This window comes from Aeromonas sp. A35_P (assembly GCF_002259925.1).
In the GTDB taxonomy this organism is placed as follows: Bacteria; Pseudomonadota; Gammaproteobacteria; order Enterobacterales; family Aeromonadaceae; genus Aeromonas; species Aeromonas dhakensis.
In genome coordinates this window covers 1-17,130 of sequence record NZ_NEVB01000003.1, presented here as the reverse complement: position 1 = coordinate 17,130, position 17,130 = coordinate 1, and the positions used below count along the sequence as shown (strand labels likewise).

At 64.7% G+C, this 17,130-nt stretch carries 17 protein-coding genes and 1 pseudogene; 11 read left to right on the top strand and 7 right to left on the bottom strand.

Annotated features, from left to right (window positions below; genetic code table 11):
• Positions 1-529: class IV adenylate cyclase (locus CAK78_RS00255; RefSeq protein ID WP_094695991.1), on the bottom strand; the 529-nt coding region annotated here is incomplete at its 3' end.
• Positions 530-883: 354 nt separating this feature from the next.
• On the opposite strand from CAK78_RS00255, the gene CAK78_RS00250 reads away from it, so the two are divergent.
• The 3 genes from CAK78_RS00250 to CAK78_RS00240 are packed head-to-tail and all read left to right on the top strand — an operon-like array spanning position 884 to position 2,555.
• Positions 884-1,729 carry a DUF5718 family protein gene (locus CAK78_RS00250; protein ID WP_094695992.1) on the top strand — a complete coding sequence of 282 codons (846 nt, stop codon included), beginning with the start codon at positions 884-886 and terminating at the stop codon, positions 1,727-1,729.
• Positions 1,730-1,768: 39 nt separating this feature from the next.
• A complete protein-coding gene (locus tag CAK78_RS00245; protein ID WP_254924654.1) occupies positions 1,769-2,083 on the top strand; it encodes a GNAT family N-acetyltransferase in 315 nt (104 codons plus the stop codon).
• 7 nt (positions 2,084-2,090) lie between these two features.
• Complete coding sequence (locus CAK78_RS00240) at positions 2,091-2,555, top strand: acetyltransferase (protein ID WP_094695989.1); 465 nt, start codon at positions 2,091-2,093, stop codon at positions 2,553-2,555.
• A gap of 50 nt (positions 2,556-2,605) precedes the next feature.
• On the opposite strand, the gene CAK78_RS00235 is transcribed toward CAK78_RS00240, so the two are convergent.
• Both CAK78_RS00235 and CAK78_RS00230 read right to left on the bottom strand, forming a co-directional pair.
• Complete coding sequence (locus CAK78_RS00235; RefSeq protein ID WP_094695988.1) at positions 2,606-3,985, bottom strand: DEAD/DEAH box helicase; 1,380 nt, start codon at positions 3,983-3,985, stop codon at positions 2,606-2,608.
• 160 nt (positions 3,986-4,145) lie between these two features.
• Complete coding sequence (locus CAK78_RS00230; RefSeq protein ID WP_094695987.1) at positions 4,146-4,622, bottom strand: glutathione peroxidase; 477 nt, start codon at positions 4,620-4,622, stop codon at positions 4,146-4,148.
• Positions 4,623-4,887: 265 nt separating this feature from the next.
• On the opposite strand from CAK78_RS00230, the gene CAK78_RS00225 reads away from it, so the two are divergent.
• Together CAK78_RS00225 and CAK78_RS00220 are read left to right on the top strand one after the other, a co-directional pair.
• Positions 4,888-5,496, top strand: coding sequence for a 2OG-Fe(II) oxygenase (locus CAK78_RS00225; protein WP_176452618.1), 609 nt, complete (start codon positions 4,888-4,890; stop codon positions 5,494-5,496).
• Between the two features lie 200 nt (positions 5,497-5,696).
• Positions 5,697-6,686: a D-alanine--D-alanine ligase gene (locus tag CAK78_RS00220; RefSeq protein WP_017780176.1), complete on the top strand. Its 990-nt coding sequence runs from the start codon at positions 5,697-5,699 to the stop codon at positions 6,684-6,686.
• A gap of 62 nt (positions 6,687-6,748) precedes the next feature.
• Here the strand turns inward: CAK78_RS00220 and CAK78_RS00215 are convergent, their stop codons facing one another.
• Positions 6,749-7,162, bottom strand: a complete 414-nt coding sequence (locus CAK78_RS00215; protein ID WP_094695985.1) for a VOC family protein — start codon at positions 7,160-7,162, stop codon at positions 6,749-6,751.
• A 167-nt stretch (positions 7,163-7,329) separates the two neighbouring features.
• On the opposite strand from CAK78_RS00215, the gene CAK78_RS00210 reads away from it, so the two are divergent.
• Together CAK78_RS00210 and CAK78_RS00205 are read left to right on the top strand one after the other, a co-directional pair.
• Entirely contained in the window at positions 7,330-8,091 is a 762-nt protein-coding gene (locus CAK78_RS00210; RefSeq protein ID WP_094695984.1) for a tRNA-uridine aminocarboxypropyltransferase, read from the top strand.
• A gap of 207 nt (positions 8,092-8,298) precedes the next feature.
• Positions 8,299-9,078, top strand: coding sequence for a TSUP family transporter (locus CAK78_RS00205; RefSeq protein ID WP_010634092.1), 780 nt, complete (start codon positions 8,299-8,301; stop codon positions 9,076-9,078).
• A 66-nt stretch (positions 9,079-9,144) separates the two neighbouring features.
• On the opposite strand, the gene CAK78_RS00200 is transcribed toward CAK78_RS00205, so the two are convergent.
• Entirely contained in the window at positions 9,145-10,008 is an 864-nt protein-coding gene (locus CAK78_RS00200; RefSeq protein ID WP_094695983.1) for a LysR family transcriptional regulator, read from the bottom strand.
• A gap of 52 nt (positions 10,009-10,060) precedes the next feature.
• Positions 10,061-10,978, bottom strand: a complete 918-nt coding sequence (locus CAK78_RS00195; RefSeq protein WP_094695982.1) for a DMT family transporter — start codon at positions 10,976-10,978, stop codon at positions 10,061-10,063.
• A 167-nt stretch (positions 10,979-11,145) separates the two neighbouring features.
• Between CAK78_RS00195 and CAK78_RS00190 the strand changes: the two genes are divergently transcribed.
• From CAK78_RS00190 to CAK78_RS00180, 4 genes are all read left to right on the top strand, one after another.
• Positions 11,146-12,033: a helix-turn-helix domain-containing protein gene (locus CAK78_RS00190; protein ID WP_017780172.1), complete on the top strand. Its 888-nt coding sequence runs from the start codon at positions 11,146-11,148 to the stop codon at positions 12,031-12,033.
• Between the two features lie 61 nt (positions 12,034-12,094).
• On the top strand, positions 12,095-12,217 hold the full coding sequence (locus CAK78_RS23015; RefSeq protein ID WP_254902163.1) for a hypothetical protein: 123 nt from the start codon (positions 12,095-12,097) through the stop codon (positions 12,215-12,217).
• Between the two features lie 77 nt (positions 12,218-12,294).
• Positions 12,295-13,932, top strand: a complete 1,638-nt coding sequence (locus CAK78_RS00185; protein WP_094695981.1) for an ATP-dependent endonuclease — start codon at positions 12,295-12,297, stop codon at positions 13,930-13,932.
• A 117-nt stretch (positions 13,933-14,049) separates the two neighbouring features.
• Complete coding sequence (locus CAK78_RS00180) at positions 14,050-14,769, top strand: hypothetical protein (RefSeq protein ID WP_094695980.1); 720 nt, start codon at positions 14,050-14,052, stop codon at positions 14,767-14,769.
• Between the two features lie 82 nt (positions 14,770-14,851).
• Here the strand turns inward: CAK78_RS00180 and glgX are convergent.
• Positions 14,852-16,916: pseudogene (glgX, locus tag CAK78_RS00175) on the bottom strand (glycogen debranching protein GlgX).
• Between the last annotated feature and the right edge of the window lie 214 nt (positions 16,917-17,130).

The window sequence follows — 17,130 nt, the reverse complement described above, 5'->3', positions numbered from 1 at the left end:
CACATAACGCTTTGTAAGAGCGGTGCTCACGCTGTTTCAAACCCAGTGTTGACGCCAACGCTTCCAAGGCATGCCTATATTCCACCAGTCGCTCCTCGTCATCGGTCATGATGGCCAGCTCGGCAAAATCGCCGAGCCCAGTCAGGCTATCCAGGGTGACGTGAAAGGGGCCGACGAAATAGATGCTGCGCACTTTGCGAAGGGTCATTATCGGCTGGTAACCCAGGGTGTGCAGCATGCTGATGGCCTTGTCGGCGTCGGTGATGTTGACCGCCTCGCAGCGATCGGTTTCGGGCCCCTTCACGATCCAGAGCTGGATGCCGGAGGGTTGCATGGCGCGGACCAGCAGGCTCTTGCCCGCCGCGGTCAGGCTGCGGTCCGGGGTGTCGAAGTAGGTGTCCTGCTCCTGGTTGCGCTCCAGCATCACCTCGGGATTGAGGGCGGCGAGGGCCGTGGTGAAGGCCGCGACATCGCCGAGCCGGTATTTGAACTCGACCTCGAAGCGGCCCTGAAAGTGCTGTGCTGACATCGGAGGCATCCTTGAGTGTGCGGACTGGCATGGCCGGCAGCCTAGCAAAGTTGGCGGGCCGGCCCAAGGGGCAAGGCGGCAGGATGTGGAAACGATCTGTTTCCCATGTGCATGATGATCAATGCTCGGCATGTTGCCGTGATCAAGGGCAGGCGCTACGCATGTCGAGTCAGTTCGGGCACGGCGGTTGCTCACAAGCTCGCCAAGTGGCCCGCAAAAGTTCGCGCTGGCGCACAGGATGGGGCGTGCAGGCTGGGCGAGGGCAGACCCCTGTGTTTTAATCCGTGCCACTTTTGCGGCAGTCGCCCCGTGCCGGGCCGCTGCCTTCGCTTTGGCAAGATGCAGGTGAGCAAGATGCAAGTGACAGCAGAGAGCAAGTTTATCGGACTCGGGGTAGCGGGCAATTTCGCCGGTCATCTGGAGCAGGCCGGCGAGGCCTCGGATTTCGTGGCGGTGGTGGTGCGTGACACCAGCGCTCCCAAGGCGCTGTTCCCCTTCTATGTGCCGGGCCACCCCGGCCAGCTCGGCGTCTTTCCCTTGAGCGGCAACGCCATCTTCTTGCCGGAAGCGGCGGTGAGCGGCGATGAAAAAGTGCAGATAGAGCCGGAAGTTGCACTCTGGTGCGAGCTGGAGTACGCGGGTGAGCAGGTGGTGGCCATCCATCCGCGCGCCTTTGGTGCCTACAACGACTGCTCCATTCGCCGTCCCAACGCCAAAAAGATCAGCGAGAAGAAGAACTGGGGTGAAGAGAGCAAGGGGCTGGCCCCCGCGTTGCTGCCCCTTTCCCACTTCGCCGCCGGCTGCGAGCTCGATGACTACCGCATCGCCTGCTATCTGGAGCGGGATGGCGAGCTGCACGCCTACGGGGTCGACAGCGCGGCGGTGGATTACAGCTACTTTCACGGCCAGTTGCTGACATGGGCCATCGACAAGTTCAACCATCAGCAGGACGAGGGGCCGGCCGAGCACATCCAGGGGCTGTTGGCCCAGGCCGGGCGCCCGGCCCATGCCCTCATCAGCATCGGGGCCACCCGCTATACCCCGTTTGGCGAGACCCACTTCCTCAAGCCCGGCGACACCGCCTGCGTGCTGCTCTATCCGGCCAGCCGCTACGACGAGGCGGCGATCCGCGACGCCATCAGAGCTCGCCGCTTCGGACCGGACATGTCGGTACTGCTGCAGGCGGTCAAGACCCGCTGAGGCGCGTTTGCCGATTTGCAGGTATGGTGCCCCCGAGGTTTGCGACCCTCGTCCAAGGTGACGATGTGTCGCCCACAGCTCAAGGAGAAGGTTGGCATCATAGAGCACGTGGTGACGGCCTCTGCGTTTCGGCGCCGGGGCATCAGCCGGCAGCTGCTGACCCATGCGCTTGAGCTTGCCTGGCAGCAGGATTGCTACAAGGTGATGCTACTGTCGGGGGAGGGGCGCGATGACGCCCACCGGCTCTATGAAAAGCTGGGCTTCAAGGCCGGCATCGAGAAGGGGTTTGTCCTCAAGCAGGTCGACGCCATGGCGCCGGCTCGGCAGACCCCGAACAATCAATCTATTGAGTGAGTACGATATGAGGCTGGAGCAGCCATCGCGCGCGGATTATCAGGCCCTGATCGCGTTGTGGGAGGCGTCGGTGCGCGCCACCCACCACTTTTTGCCGGAGGAGGAGATAGCCACCCTGCGCGAGCTCATTCTGGAACATTACTTCGACGCCGTGACCCTCACCTGCGCCCGCAGCGAGCAGGGGATCGCCGGCTTTTGCGGGGTACACGAGGGCAATATCGAGATGCTCTTCATCGACCCCGCTCTGCGCGGGGGCGGGGTGGGTCGCCTGCTGGTGGCCGATGCCATCGACCGGCTGGGGGCGAGCCGGGTGGACGTCAATGAGCAAAATGAGCAGGCGCTCGGCTTCTATCGCCGCCTTGGCTTCGCGGTGGTGGGCCGCTCGGCGCTGGACGGGCAGGGCAGACCCTATCCGTTGCTGCACATGTCCATTGCGACAGCTGGCACTGACAGGCCTGTGACGCCATCATGAAAAAACCGCCCTCGGGCGGTTTTTTGTTATGACGGGTTCAGGACTGTGTCTTACTCCTCGTTGGAGTTGTCCTGATAGTCGCCGCGCTGGGCCTTCGGCAGGCGGCGCATGGGGGCAAAGCCGATATCCTCGCCCACCACTTCCCGCTTGCGCGCCGGGGCGGGTTTCTTGGCACCATCCCCCTTGCCTTTGCCGGCGGCGGGCTTGCCCTTGCCACCCTTGGCATTGGCGGCGCCACGGGCGCGCGGCGGGTTTTGCACCGGCTTGCTGCCGGGCAGGGTCTGCCGGCTCGGTTTGCCGCTTGGCTCATAGCCGTCCAGGATCTCGACGGAGAGGGATTGGCCGATCAGTGCCTCGATGGCCTTGAGCTGACCCAGCTCGTCCTGGCTCACCAGCGAGATGGCCTCGCCGCCACGACCGGCGCGGCCGGTGCGGCCGATGCGGTGGATGTAATCCTCCGCCATCTGGGGCAGCTCGAAGTTGATCACGTGGGGCAGCTGATCGATGTCCAGACCCCGGGCGGCGATGTCGGTCGCCACCAGCACTCGCACCTTACCCTCGCGAAAATCCGCCAACGCCCGGTTGCGGGCACCCTGGCTCTTGTCGCCGTGAATGGCGACGGTATCCAGGCCATCCTTTTGCATCTGCTGGGCGAGCCTGTCGGCAATCTGCTTGGTGCGTACGAACACCAGTACCCGCTGCCAGTTGCCGCGGCCAATCATGTGGGAGAGCAGCTCGCGGCGCCGTTCCCGGTCGACCTGGATGATGCGCTGGGTCACCTGTTCGGCGGCGGTGTTGCTGGGGTCGACCTCGATCAGGGTCGGGTCGTTCAGCAGATCGTCCGCCAGCGCCTTGATGTCGTCCGAGAAGGTGGCGGAGAAGAGCAGGGTCTGCCGCTCGGCGGGCAGGGCTTTCATGATGCGGCGGATGTCGTGGATGAAGCCCATGTCGAGCATGCGATCCGCCTCATCCAGCACCAGCACTTCCAGCTCGGTCAGGGTTAGGGCGCCCTGGGTCAGCAGATCCAGCAAGCGGCCCGGGGTGGCCACCAGGATGTCGATGCCGAGCTTGATGGCGTCCAGATTGGGTTTGATGCTGACACCGCCGTAGGCGATCAGGGTGCGAAACGGCAGGTGGTGGGCATATTTGATGATGCTCTCGCCCACCTGGGCGGCCAGCTCGCGGGTCGGGGTGAGCACCAGGGAGCGCACCTGACGACGGCCGCGGCCATGGTTGGCCAGCAGCCGCTGCAGCATGGGCAGGGTGAAGCCGGCCGTCTTGCCTGTGCCTGTCTGGGCGCCGCCGAGCACGTCCTGCCCGGCCAGAATGGCGGGGATGGCTTGCTGCTGGATGGGGGTTGGCTGTTCGTAACCCAGCTCCTTGACGGCCCGCAGGATGTGCGGGGACAGACCCAGTTCGTTGAATGACATGTTCGAGAGAGACTCCTCTGGTGAGCCTTGGGCTCAGCGGGTGACCGGCGCACAGGGCCGGCCACGGGATGAAAGTGATAACGGGGGCGTAATATAGCAAAAGCGCGGCCGCTGCGCAGTAGCTGTCGCACCGGCCGCTCAATTAGGCAGGTTCAGGCAATCAGAGCAGATCGCGGATGGGGGCGACCAGGTTTTCCGGTTTGGTGGTGGGGGCAAAGCGCTCCACCACCTGGCCGTCCCGGTCGATCAGGAACTTGGTGAAGTTCCACTTGACGTTCTCCAGCCCCAGCAGACCCGGCTTTTCCTTCTTGAGCCACTGATAGAAGGGGTGGGCCTGTTCGCCGTTGACCTCGCACTTGGCCATGATGGGGAAGCTGACCGGATAGTCGAGGGAGCAGAAACGGGCGATCTCCTCGGCATCGCCCGGCTCCTGGTGGCCAAACTGATCGCAGGGGAAGCCCAGGAGGACCAGCCCCTTGGGCCCCAGCTCCCGATAGAGTGCCTCCAGCCCCGTGTATTGAGGGGTAAAGCCGCAGCGGCTGGCGACGTTGACCACCAGAATGACCTGGCCCGCGAGGGAGGCGAGCGGCAGTTCGCTGCCGTCGAGGCGTTGCAGAGTGAGTTCGGGCAAAGACATGAAAGACTCCTTTGAGTGGGGCCCATTCAGGGCACATTGCACCACGTTAACGGGGGCGGCGGCGGGGAGCAAGCCGGAGTGCTCCCTTGGTGGGAGCAGATTGAGTGCGCCGGATCACAGAGTGGCGATCGCGCCGAGATAATGGGGGTCTTGGCGGCCCGGATGGCGTATTGATGGTGGGACTTCTCAAGAGAAGCAAACCGGTTTGTGTCTTGGCCGGGAAGTCGCTAAAAAGCGCCCTCTTTCCACTTGTTGCGAGTCAATCTTGGACTATCAAGCCGTCATGGACGCCATATACACCCGGGGATGGGTGATAGTGGATGATTTTTTAACCGCCGCCGAGGTGGATGCCCTCAGGGCCTGTCTGCCGGACGAGTGGCGACCGGCGGGGATCGGCCGCGATACCCTGTATCAGGACAACCGCGACATTCGCCGGGATCAGATCCACTGGCTCGACGCCTCCCTCGGCGCGCCGGTGGCCGACTACCTGGCCCGGATGGAGGCGCTGCGCCTGACCGCCAACCGGATGCTGATGCTCGGGTTGTTCGACTATGAGGCCCACTTTGCCCGCTACCGCAGCGGTGACTTCTATGCCACCCATCGCGACGCCTTCGCCGGGCGCTCCAACCGCCGCCTCACCTCGGTGTTTTACTTGAACAACGACTGGCAGCCAGAGGCGGGCGGGGTGCTGCGCATGTACGGTGACGACGAGCAGTTTCTGATGGACGTCTCCCCCCGGGGCGGGCGACTGGTGCTGTTTTTATCCGAAGAGTTCCCCCACGAGGTGCTGCCCGCCAACCAGGAGCGCTACAGCATCGCTGGCTGGTTTCGGGTCAACGGCAGTGGCAATGGCCGGCTCGATCCGCCGCGCTGAGCTCTTTTCATCCAATTTCTGACACAGGCGGGAATTTTTATGGCTCTTGTTGGCGGATGGGGCGCCCATCGGCTGACAAGGCTCGATCTCCCTTGCTACACTGGCCCGCACTTATCTTCGTATCTGGCTTCGTCCGGTTTTAATGCGGTTGGGTTTTAAATGGTGATGGCGAAGCCGCTTTTCCCAAGGGATCACATCTAATGAAGAACATCCATGTCTTGCTGCTGTGTGGCGGCGGTGGCTCCGAACACGAAGTCTCGCTGCGCAGTGCCAATTTCCTCGAAAAACAGCTCTCTCTCCTGCCCGGCGTGGAAGTGACCCGGGTCGAGATGTTTGCCGACCGCTGGCTCAGCGCCGACGGCCGCGAGTGCAAGCTGGGGCTGGACAAGCTGCTCTCTTTCGACAGCGTGGCCCGTCCGGTGGATTACGTGGTGCCCTGTATTCACGGCTATCCGGGTGAGACCGGCGATCTGCAATCCTTCCTCGAGCTGGCCGGCCTGCCTTACCTCGGCTGTGACGCCGAGGCGAGCAAAGTATGCTTCAACAAGATCACCACCAAGCTGTGGCTCACCGCCCTCGGCATCCCCAACACCCCTTATCTGTTCCTGACCGAGCAGGGCGAGGCGAGCCTGACCGAGGCGAAAGCGGCGCTGGCCAAGTGGGGCAAGGTCTTCATCAAGGCGGCCTCCCAGGGCTCTTCCGTCGGCTGCTACTCCGCCAGCAACGAAGCGGATCTGGTGAAGGGCATTGCCGATGCCTTCGGTTACTCCGAGCAGGTACTGATCGAAAAAGCAGTCAAGCCGCGCGAGCTGGAAGTGGCGGTCTACCAGTACGGTGACGAACTGGTGGCCACCTACCCGGGCGAGATCTGCGTGCCGCAGGACAAGTTCTACACCTATGAAGAAAAGTACAGCAGCGCCAGCCACACCGAGACCGCGCTGCGTGCCGAGGGGCTGACCCAGGCCCAGGCCGATGCCATCCACGAGTACGCCCTCAAGGCGTTCCGTCAGCTCAAACTGACTCACCTGTCGCGCATCGACTTCTTCCTGACTGAAGAGGGGGAGATCCTGCTCAACGAAATCAACACCTTCCCGGGCATGACCTCCATCTCCATGTTCCCGAAACTGCTGGAGCATCACGGCCACAACTTCGCGCACTATCTGGAGCAGATCCTGCGCAAGGCGGTCTGACGGTTTGCCGAACGTAACAGAGGGGCCCGCGGGCCCCTCTATCGTTGTTGTGGTGGGCTATGTCACATGGGGTCGGGGGTGAACAGCCAGATGTGCGCCCCTTGCGGATCCGCAATCAGGGCCATGCGCCCGACCCCCGGGATGTTCATGGCGGGCACCACCACGGTGCCGCCGTGCTGGTTGACCCTGAGCACCCTGACATCGACGTCATCCACCGCGATATAGGTTGCCCAGTGGGGTGGTACGCCGGCCATCTCGGGATTGCCCCGGGTAGACTGCACGCCGGCGATCGGCCTGCCATTGGCAACCAGCATGGGGTAGTCGCCGCCTTCCATCGCCATGGTCTGGCTCTCCCAGCCGAGCACCTCGGTGTAGAAACGGATCCCGGCCTCGGCATCGGGGAGATAGAGCTCGTGCCAGGTGAAGGTAGTGCCTTCGGCCAGGGCGTGCTCGCGGGCAATGTCTTGTTCTGCCATCGTCGTCCTCCTGTGTCCCATGCGTGGGTGCATGGATTGACGACCAAGTATCAAAGAGGCGTGGCATCCCGGCTTGCCCCAGATGGGGGGCCTTGCTGCGCAGAGGGCGCGCCGTTACAATCTGCCCCCTTTTTGTCCTGCCACAGGCACCGTCAGAGCCGCGTTCCATGAAGCCAATCCCCGATCACGCCGTCAATCGCCTGCGCATCTGGCGCAAGAGCGTCTCGACCCGACCCTTTCTCGCCCGTGGTGGCAGCGTGCCGCGTTGCGAAGCCTGTCAGCTGCGCCACGACTGGTGTGCCTGCGAGTGGCGCCCTGAGCTCAAGGCGGAGGCCGGCTTTTGCCTGCTGATGTACGACAGCGAACCGATGAAGCCCTCCAATACCGGCCGCCTCATCGCCGATGTGCTGCCGCAGACCACCTGGGCATTTCTCTGGTCGCGCACCCAGCCCCATCCCGAACTGCTGGCCCTGCTGGCGGATCCCGCCTGGCAGCCCTATGTGGTGTTTCCCGCCTGCGAGAAGGAGCCGGCACGGCTCACTTCGGTGGTGACTCCGGTTCCCGGCAAGAAGCCGCTCTTCATCCTGCTGGACGGCACCTGGCCCGAGGCGCGCAAGATGTTCAACAAGAGCCCCTATCTGGACGGTTTTCCGGTGCTCTCCATCAAGCCGGATGCGCTCTCCACCTATGGCATGCGAGTGGCCCACTGCGACGAGCACCTCTGCACCGCCGAGGTGGCGGCCTGCGTGCTGGAGGTGGCCGGCGAGCTGGCGGCAGGGCAGGCGTTGCAGCTTTGGTTCAATCTCTTCAGCAGTCGTTACATGGCGGGCCGGGTCAGCCGGGCCCCCGGCGAGGATGAAGCTCAGCTGCAGCAGGCACTGGCCGACCTCAAGGCCGATGGGGCGACCTGCGCGCCCGACGCGGCCTGATCAAGGCGGGCGAGGGGACCGCACGCGTGCCAGCCACTTCATGGGGCGGTTGACTGATGAAAATCAGGAATCAATTGCCTGCCACCGTTTCGTTGGCGTCATGAGCCAAGCCCCATTAGGATAGCGACCTGCGGTGTTTATCAGGCTCATGGCGAGCCTGCGCTGTGCGGGCCCTTGCGGGCCCCGGTCAATTTCGCGAGGCGATGTATGGAACTGGAACTCTTTACCCTGCTTGCCCTGTTTGGCGTGGCCCTGGTGGCCGGCTTCATCGATGCCATTGCCGGCGGCGGGGGCCTGCTGACGGTGCCCGCCCTGCTCGCCACCGGCATGCCGCCGGCCCTGGTGCTTGGCACCAACAAGCTGCAGAGCAGTTTCGGCTCCTTCTCCGCCACCTGGTTTTATGCCCGCAAGGGGCTGCTGGAGTGGGCCATCATCTGGCCGGCGGTCATCTGCACCTTCATCGGCGCGGCCATCGGCACCCTGGCGGTGCAGACCATAGATGCCGCCATCCTGGAGCGGCTGCTGCCCTTCCTGCTGATGGCGTTTGCCTGCTACTTCTACTTCTCCCCCCGGGTGAGCGATGCGGAGAGCCAGCGCCGCCTCACTCCCATGGCATTCGCCCTGCTGGTGGGCGGTGGCGTGGGTTTCTATGACGGCTTCTTCGGGCCGGGCACAGGCTCGTTCTTTGCCATCGGCTTCGTGGCTCTGGCGGGCTTTGGCATGGCGCGGGCCACCGCTCACACCAAGCTGCTCAACTTCACCTCCAACATCGCCTCCCTGCTGTTCTTTACCCTGGGGGGCAAGGTGGTGTGGAGCGTCGGCCTGTGCATGGCACTGGGGCAGTTCATCGGGGCCCGCATGGGCTCCAAGCTGGTGCTCAAGAAGGGGGTCAAGCTCATCAAGCCGCTGCTGGTGACCGTCTCCCTCTTGATGTCCGTCAAGCTGGTGTGGAGCCAGTATCCCGAGCTCTTTGCCTGGCTGGGCTGACGCCTTGCACAAGGGATTAAGGGATATAGAGAGGGCCCGATCCGCTGGATCGGGCCCTCTTGTTTTTCAGCTCTGAGCAGTCAGCTGCCGGAAATGGGCCTGCAGGGCCTGCACCAGGCGGGCAATGCGCTCGCGCTTGAGGCTGTTTGGTCGGTAGACCAGGTGGAGCGGACGCCCCAGCCCCGGCAGGGGACGGGCCTGCGCCCCTTGTTCGCCCACCAGGGCCAGTAGGCCGGCCGGCAGCAGCACGGGGCCAATCCCCGCCTTGGCCAGCTCGATCAACGCCAGGTAGGAGTCGAGCTCCATGGCCGGGGTCAGGCCAAGGGCCGCCAGCGGCTCGCGCAGATAGCGGTTGGAGGGGTTGTCCAGATCCATGGTGAGGATGGGTTGCAGCTGCTCGGCACTCTCTTCTTGGTGCTCGGACGCCGCGTTCCCCACCAGATAGAAGGGCTCCTCCAGCAGCCGCTCGGTGCACAGGCCGTGGCCGGGAGGCAGGCGCCCGGCACAGATGCCGAGCAGGGCGTCGCCACCGCGCACCCGGGCCAGGATCACCGGCGTGTGGTGGGTGGAGAGGGCGATGTGGGGATCACGCTCGAGGTAGTCGTGCATGAAGCGGGCGAGGTAGCCCGCCAGCAGGGTCTCGGAGCAGGCGACGGGCAGGGGGGTCTGGTCGGTGAGGATCTGGCTGTCCGTCAGCACCCCCTTCATCTCGGCCAGACTCGGGGCCACCCGGGTGAGCAGCTCCCTGGCCTGGGGGGTGAGGCGGGTGTGGCGCCCATCCGGCTCAACGAGCTTCTTGCCAAGGCGCTGTTCCAGCTGGGCGATACGCTTGCTGACCGCCGACTGGCTGATGTAGAGGCGGCTTGCGACCTTGGCCATGGTGCCCTCGCTCGCCAGCAGGCAGAGTGTCTCCAGCCCTTCCAGTAACATGCTCTCTCCCATCCTCGTCTGTTGAAAGCGGTTACCTTAGGGGCTGGTGGCATCAGGGGCAAGTTCCGTTTGTAGCCCGTGCCAGCGGCCAGCGCCACGCCTTGACGGGCGGGGCGAAGATCACCAGGTTGCCGATGAGGCTCACCACCACGCCGACCACCGACACCGGCTGCCAGACGAACCCCTCGTAGAAGGTGGACAGGGTCAGCGCCACCAGAGGGAACAGCACGGTGGCGTAGGCCGCCTTGCTGGGGCCGATGCGCCCCACCAGGGTGAGGTAGGCGGTGAAGGCGATGACGGAGCCGAAGATGGCCAGATAGACCATGGCCGCCAGGTAGCGCGGATCGGTGGGCAGCGTCAGCGACTGACCGAGCAGGGTGACCCAGCCCAGCAGCAGCCCCACGCCGTAGACCATGCCCCAGGGCACCATCTGCAGCACGTGATAGCCCTGGCGCTGGCCGCGGGCCGAGACCAGGTTGCCCAGCGAGAAGCAGAGGGTGCCACCGCAGGCAAACAGCAGCCCCTTCCAGCCGTTTGCACCCAGTTGCGCATCCGCCAGCACGGGCCAGAACAGCAACAGGGTGCCGACGAGCCCCAGCAAGGATCCTTGCAACCAGCGCAGGCCGGGTCTTTTACCCTCGAACAGCCAGAGGTTGAGGCCGTTGAAGATGCTGGCGCTGGCGAAGATCACCGCCGACATGCCGCTCGGGATATAGAGGGTGGCGTGGTAGAAGCAGAGAAAGTTGGTGGAAAAGAGCAGGCCGCCGAGCAGGGCGGCATAACGCTGGCCCGCCCAGGGCAGGCGCGGGAACTTGCCGCTCACCGTGAGCAGGGCAAACAGCGCCAGCGCCGCCAGGGCGAAACGATAGAGCACCGAGACCTCGATGGGGATGGGGCCGAGCTGCCAGGCGATGGCGATCCAGGTACTGCCCCAGATAAGGACGGTGGCAAGATAGAGCATCAGGTTCATGGGGTATCCGGTGAGATGAGTACGACATGGGATCAGCATGCAGCGGGCGGTGGCGGCGGGCTTACACCATCTTGCGGTTTTTTACGGGCAGCCGCAGCCTTTGCCGCCGCGCCGCGTTAAGATGACGCACAGGGGCCATCAGGCAAGCAACAAGAGGAACAGAGCGGGTGCTGCAGACTAAGCCGGCGGGAGTATTCGATGCACTGGTCAGCACGGGCGCGCGACTGGAGAACGCCTGCTGGCTGGAACCTGGCCTTGGCGTCGCCAGCTGGCGCAACTGTTACGATCAGACCCGCTATCACAAGCCGGGCCACCATACCCTGAGCGTCTACCTGCAGGGGGGCGAGCAGACCGAGCGGCTGGACGGCCCGGGTGGCCACGGCGGCACCGGCAAGGTGTGCATCATGCCGGATCACCACAGGTCCGAGTGGCTGGTGCGCGAGGAGTTTCGCTTCTTCCACCTCTACTTCACCCCGGCCCACCTGACCCGCATCGCCGAAGAGGTGTGCGACAAGGAGGGGCGCCACCTGCTGCTGGAGGACAAGACCTTTATCGACGATCCGCTGGCCGCCAGCCTGGTGCAGGGCCAGCTGATGCAGCTGGACTGGCAGCACCAGGTGGACAGGATGGCGCTCTCTCACGGCGCCTGGATGCTGATGCTGCACGCCTATCGCCACCACACCCGGGAGGCGCCGCCGCTGCCCGAGGTGCGCGGCGGGTTGGCACCGGCGGTGATCCGGCGGGTGCAGGAGTACCTGCTGGCCCATCTGGCGGAGCCTGTCACCCTGGCCGAGTTGGCACAGGAGGCGGGTCTGAGCGAATACCACTTCGCCCGCATGTTCGGCCAGAGCCTGGGCTGTCCGCCCCATCGCTACCTGCTGGGGCTGCGGCTCAAGCGGGCCAAGCAGCTGCTGGCGGGTGCCGACTCCCTGGCCAGCATCGCCATCCAGTGCGGTTTCTCGTCCCAGGCCCACCTTGGCAACCGCTTTCGTGAAGCGTTTGGTCTGACCCCGGGTCAGTGGCGCAGCCAGCTGTCATCCTCCTGTCACAGATAAGCGGCAGATTGGTTGGCAACGAGGGGGAGCCTCGTTCCTTCAACCCGCACAGGAGATGCCCTTGAATCATCGCAAACGTCAGACTCGCACCCGCCACCTCTGGTTCAGCCACTGGAACGCCCCCCAGGGCCGCCTTGGCATGCCGACCCCGCCCGAACCGCTCGTTCCTCACAGTTCCCGCTGAAAATCGCCACGACCCGATAGGATTTTCCCGACAACTTTGCCACTATTGCGCCATCAGGATGGACTGGATATGGCCGCATGTTTCTGGAACGCATTGAAGTCAAAGGTTTTCGCGGAATAAATCGCCTCTCGCTCGGGCTGGACCACACCACAGTGCTCATCGGCGAGAACGCCTGGGGCAAGTCCAGCCTGTTGCGCGCCCTCTGGTGTCTGCTGGGCCAGGATGCCGAGCCTTACCAGTTCAGCAGCGATGACTTCCATCAGCCCGAAGATCCCGAGCTCGAGCCGGCCCGCCACCTGCAACTGGTGCTCACCTTCAGCGAGCACAGGCCCCAGATGTGCCTGCACTCCCAGCGGCTGGCCCGCCTCGGCGCCGCCTGGATCAAGCACAAGGACAAGTTTCACCGCATTCACTACCGCGCCAGCGCCGAGCTGCAGAGCGATGGCTCCGTCACCACCACCCACGACTTTCTCGATGGCATCGGCAAGAGCCTGGCCATCGACAATGCCCACGAGCTGGTCTGCCTGCTCATCACCATGAACCCGGTGTTCCGGCTGCGGGATGCCCGTACCGCCCGCAACGGGGTGGAGACCCTGCAGTGGGGGGATCTCTCCGAGCTGCGGCTGAGCGAGCTGGCCGACAAGCTGATCGACGAGCCCCAACGCATCGACGAGCCCGAGCTCAAGGAGGCGCTGCAGGCGGTACGCCAGCTGATGGATCACTACTTCAACGCGCTGGCCCCCATCAAGAACAAGCCGCGCAGCCAGCGGGAGATCGTCAATCGCCCCATGACCCTGCGCAACCCCGGCAATCTGCAGGCGCTGCTGCGCAATGCCGACAACCGGGCGCTGCAGCTGGCGATGGCGGGCATGGCGGCCACCCTGCTGCAGGCGCGGGGCAACCGGGAGCTGGAGCAGGGGGCGCGCCCCATCATGATCCTGGAAGACCCGGAGAGCCGCCTGCACCCCACCATGCTGGCACTGGCCTGGGGCCTGCTGGAACAGCTGCCTGGGCAGAAGCTGCTCACCACCAATTCGGGGGATCTGCTCTCCTCGTTGCCCCTCAACCAGATCCGCCGGCTGGTGCGCCGCCAGCAGGATATCCTCTGTCATCAATTGGGGGGCGAGCGCTACAGCAGCGACGATCTGCGCAAGATTGCCTTCCACGTGCGCATCAACCGCCCCATGTCGATGTTTGCCCGCTGCTGGCTGCTGGTGGAGGGGGAGACCGAGATCTGGCTGCTCTCCGAGCTCGCCCAGATCTGCGGCTACAGCCTGCGGGCGGAGGGGGTACGGATCATCGAGTTCGCCCAGTGTGGCCAGTCACCGCTTATCAAGGTGGCGCGCGACTTTGGCATCGAGTGGCATCTGCTCACCGACGGCGACGAGGCGGGGGTCAAATATGCGACTTCGGCGCGCTCCCTGCTCAAGGGAGAGAGGGAGCGGGATCGGTTGACCCAGTTGCCGGCGGCGGACATAGAGCACTACCTCTACCACAACGGCTTCGAGGCGGTGTTCCGGCGTGAAGCTGGCGTCGGGGGGCGCTCGACCCTCAACGCCGGGCGCATCATCAACAAGGCGATTCACCATCGCAGCAAGCCGGGCATGGCGCTGGCGGTGGTGGAGGAGGCGGAGCGGCTCGGCGGCGAGCACATCCCGCCGGTGCTGCGCCAGATGTTCGCCCGGGTGGTGGCGCTGGCCCGCGGCCAGAGCTGAGCCCTTCGTCGCAGGCTGATGCGCGGCAGGGATTGGGGATGGCGGCGGCTTTGGGTATACTCGGCCCCTTCATCCGGCGCCATCGGCGCGTTCTGAATTCTTGCTGCTGGAGGCGTCATGTTCGTCCAACTCCCTTTTTGGCTCTTTCCCCTGACCGGCCTGATGGCGCTGGGGGCCCTCATCGCCCTGGGCCTGGTGCTCTGGCGCGGTGATCTTTGCCCGGGCCAGCGCTCGCGGATCACCACCCAGCTCTTCTCGGTCTGGGTGATCACCGGCCTCTCCCTGATGCTGGCTGTGGAGGCCAAGGCGGCCGACTGGCTGATCTGGAGTGGCGGCGCCGCCCTGATCCAGGGAGTGGTGTTGTCACTGGCCCAATCCCGGCTCGAGGGCAAGCGCGCCATCCCGGCCACCCTGTTCTGGCTGCCGGCGGTGCCGCTGTTGGTTTATGGCATCGGCTTGCTGCAGATCCAGGGCTGGCTTGGCGGCCTGCTGCAGATGGTGCTGCTGGGGGCGGCCTTCGCCCATCTGATGCTGCTGCGGGCCCGTCACCGTCTGCAGGCGTTCAACACCCTGTTGCCGCTGGCCGGGCTGGTGGCCGCCATCCTGAGCCTGCTCTGGCTGGCGGTGCTGGTGGGCTGGCAGGGGAGCGGCGCCGGGCTTGATGCCCTGATCCCCGGCGTACTGACCCAGGCGGCCCTGCTGATCGCCGCCCTGCTGCTCTGGTTCAGCCCGCTCTATCGCCAGCAGGAGACGGCGCCGGTGGTGGTCTCCACCGCCCTGTGCGGCCTCATCATCGCCCAGATCGCGGCGACCAGCGTGCTGCACCAGCTGGCCTGACCGACCGGCATCATGAAAAAGCCCACCCCGGGCAACCGGGGTGGGCTTTTTGCTGGCTGTTTGCGGCCCTGGTGTGCGGCCTCTAGTAGAAGTCGTCGGCGCCGCAGATGAAGAGGCAGCTGCTGCGCGGCTGGGCCAGGTACTCCCGGGTCAACCCTTCGAGCGGCATGCCGAAGGTGCTGATGTCCTCGGGCGAGGGCAGGGCGGTATCCAGGATCCGGCGCCAGTAGCCACCGACCCCCTTGGGGGGACTCGGCAGGTTGAAGGTAAGCGGCTCCCAGTAGGCGTTGAACAGCACGTAGAGGGCCAGCCGGGTTTCGCTCGACAGGGCCGACATGGCGATGGCGTGGGAGTGGGGGCCGAAGTCCGGCTGGGCGGCGTTGACCCCGTGCCAGCAGATCTCGCTGTGGCGCAGGATCTCGGTCAGCGACAGCGGCATGCTCTCCTGCTCCGGGCGCTGGAACAGGTGCTTGCGATACTGGATCAGCTCCTTCATGAAGCGGAACATCTCCTGCCCCCTGGCATCGGGCTGCCAGTGCATCCAGCAGGTGTCGTTGTCCTGGCAGTAGCCGTTGTTGTTGCCGTGCTGGGTGCGCAGCACCTCATCCCCCATCAGCAGCATGGGGGAGCCCACCGAGAGCAGGGTGGCCACCATCATGTTCTTGGCCTGACGAGTGCGCAGGGCGTTGATCTGGGGATCCTCGCTCGGCCCCTCCTGGCCGTGGTTCCAGCTGAAGTTGTGATCGCAGCCATCCCGGTTCTGCTCGCCGTTGGCCTCGTTGTGCTTGCCGTTGTAGCTGGTCCAGTCCCACAGGGTGAAGCCGTCGTGGCAGGTGACGAAGTTGATGCTCTTCTCCGGATCGGCATGGTGATAGTGGTAGATGTCCGGGCTGCCGCACAGCCGCTCCACGAACGCCATCACCGCGTTGTCATCCCCGCGCAGGAAGCGGCGCACGTCGTCCCTGAACTGGCCGTTCCACTCGCGCCAGCGGGCGCCGGCCAGGCTGCCCACCTGATAGAGGCCCCCCGCATCCCAGGCCTCGGCGATGAGCTTGATGTCGGCGATGCGGGGATCGGTGTCGATGGTGCGCAGGGTCGGTGCATTGGCCTGGGGCTGGCCCGATTCGTCCCGCGACAGGATGGCGGCCAGGTCGAAACGAAAGCCGTCCACGTGCATCTCCTGACGCCAGAAGTGGAGGCTGTCCATGATCATGCGCAGCACCACCGGGTGGGCGCCGTTGAAGGTGTTGCCGCAGCCCGAGTAGTTGGTGTCCTTCTGATTGGCATCGAGGATGTAGTAGGCCTCGTTGTCGATGCCGCGAAAGGAGAAGGTGGGGCCATCGTCGCCCCCCTCGGCGGTGTGGTTGTAGACCACGTCTAGGATCACCTCGATGTTGGCGCGGTGCAGCGCCTTGACCATGTCGCGAAACTCGGTGAGGGGATCATCGCCGCTGGCGTACTGGGCGTGGGGGGCGAAGAACGACATGGGACTGTAGCCCCAGTAGTTGGAGAGCCCCTTGGGGGCATCCTGGGGATCGAACTGGAACACCGGCAGCAGCTCGACTGCGGTAACGCCGAGGGATTGCAGGTAGGGGATCTTCTCGATAAGGCCGAGGTAGGTGCCGCGCAGGGCGGGGTCGACCCCCGAGTCCGGTGACTTGGTAAAGCCCCCCAGGTGCAGCTCGTAGATCACCGAACGGGAGAGGGAGTGGGCAGGCAGCTTGTCCCCCTCCCAGTCGTAGTTGCGGGTATCGACCACCCGGTTCTTGGCGCAGCTGGCCAGGTTGCTGCCGGGGCGGGCCGCCGCCCAGCGATCGTAGTTGGCCCCCAACTCGATGCTGCGGCCATAAGGGTCCAGCAGCACCTTGTCGGCATCGAAGCGGGTGCCGTAGTAGGGGCGCCAGGGGCCCTGGATGCGATAGGCGTAGCGCTGACCCAGCCCGATCCCCTCTATATGGATGTGCCAGTAGTAGGCGGTGCGGTTGAGGCGGGGGGAGAGGGGGATCACTTCCGGCGTGGCATCGTCGGCGCCGGCAAACAGCAGCAGTTCGACTCGACTGGCAAGACGGGCCCAGATGGCGAAGTTGACGCCGTCGTGCTCCGGGTGTGGCCCCCAATTGACGGCAATGACCGGCGGAGATGCGCATGATAAACCTACCCAAAACGAGGAGTTACAAACCATCTGAGTGTAGTGCGCCAGCTTGGCCCACAAGCTGCTTGCCTGAAAAAACCGCGCTCTGTTGCAAATTCCTGCGATTTATGCCGGTTTAATCTACGAATGAAGTTTTTTTAGGATATTTACTTGCAATCTGAGCGCCGGCGCCTATTATTGGCGACCTCAGACGCGGGGTGGAGCAGCCC

Coding starts and splice junctions, on each gene's coding strand:
- CAK78_RS00215 (WP_094695985.1), bottom strand. CDS start 7,162: ATGGCAGAACAAGACATTGCCCGCGAGCACGCCCTGGCCGAAGGCACT.
- CAK78_RS00185 (WP_094695981.1), top strand. CDS start 12,295: ATGTTTCTGGAACGCATTGAAGTCAAAGGTTTTCGCGGAATAAATCGC.
- CAK78_RS00250 (WP_094695992.1), top strand. CDS start 884: ATGCAAGTGACAGCAGAGAGCAAGTTTATCGGACTCGGGGTAGCGGGC.
- CAK78_RS00200 (WP_094695983.1), bottom strand. CDS start 10,008: ATGTTACTGGAAGGGCTGGAGACACTCTGCCTGCTGGCGAGCGAGGGC.
- CAK78_RS00235 (WP_094695988.1), bottom strand. CDS start 3,985: ATGTCATTCAACGAACTGGGTCTGTCCCCGCACATCCTGCGGGCCGTC.
- CAK78_RS00205 (WP_010634092.1), top strand. CDS start 8,299: ATGGAACTGGAACTCTTTACCCTGCTTGCCCTGTTTGGCGTGGCCCTG.
- CAK78_RS00240 (WP_094695989.1), top strand. CDS start 2,091: ATGAGGCTGGAGCAGCCATCGCGCGCGGATTATCAGGCCCTGATCGCG.
- CAK78_RS00195 (WP_094695982.1), bottom strand. CDS start 10,978: ATGAACCTGATGCTCTATCTTGCCACCGTCCTTATCTGGGGCAGTACC.
- CAK78_RS00230 (WP_094695987.1), bottom strand. CDS start 4,622: ATGTCTTTGCCCGAACTCACTCTGCAACGCCTCGACGGCAGCGAACTG.
- CAK78_RS00210 (WP_094695984.1), top strand. CDS start 7,330: ATGAAGCCAATCCCCGATCACGCCGTCAATCGCCTGCGCATCTGGCGC.
- CAK78_RS00220 (WP_017780176.1), top strand. CDS start 5,697: ATGAAGAACATCCATGTCTTGCTGCTGTGTGGCGGCGGTGGCTCCGAA.
- CAK78_RS00180 (WP_094695980.1), top strand. CDS start 14,050: ATGTTCGTCCAACTCCCTTTTTGGCTCTTTCCCCTGACCGGCCTGATG.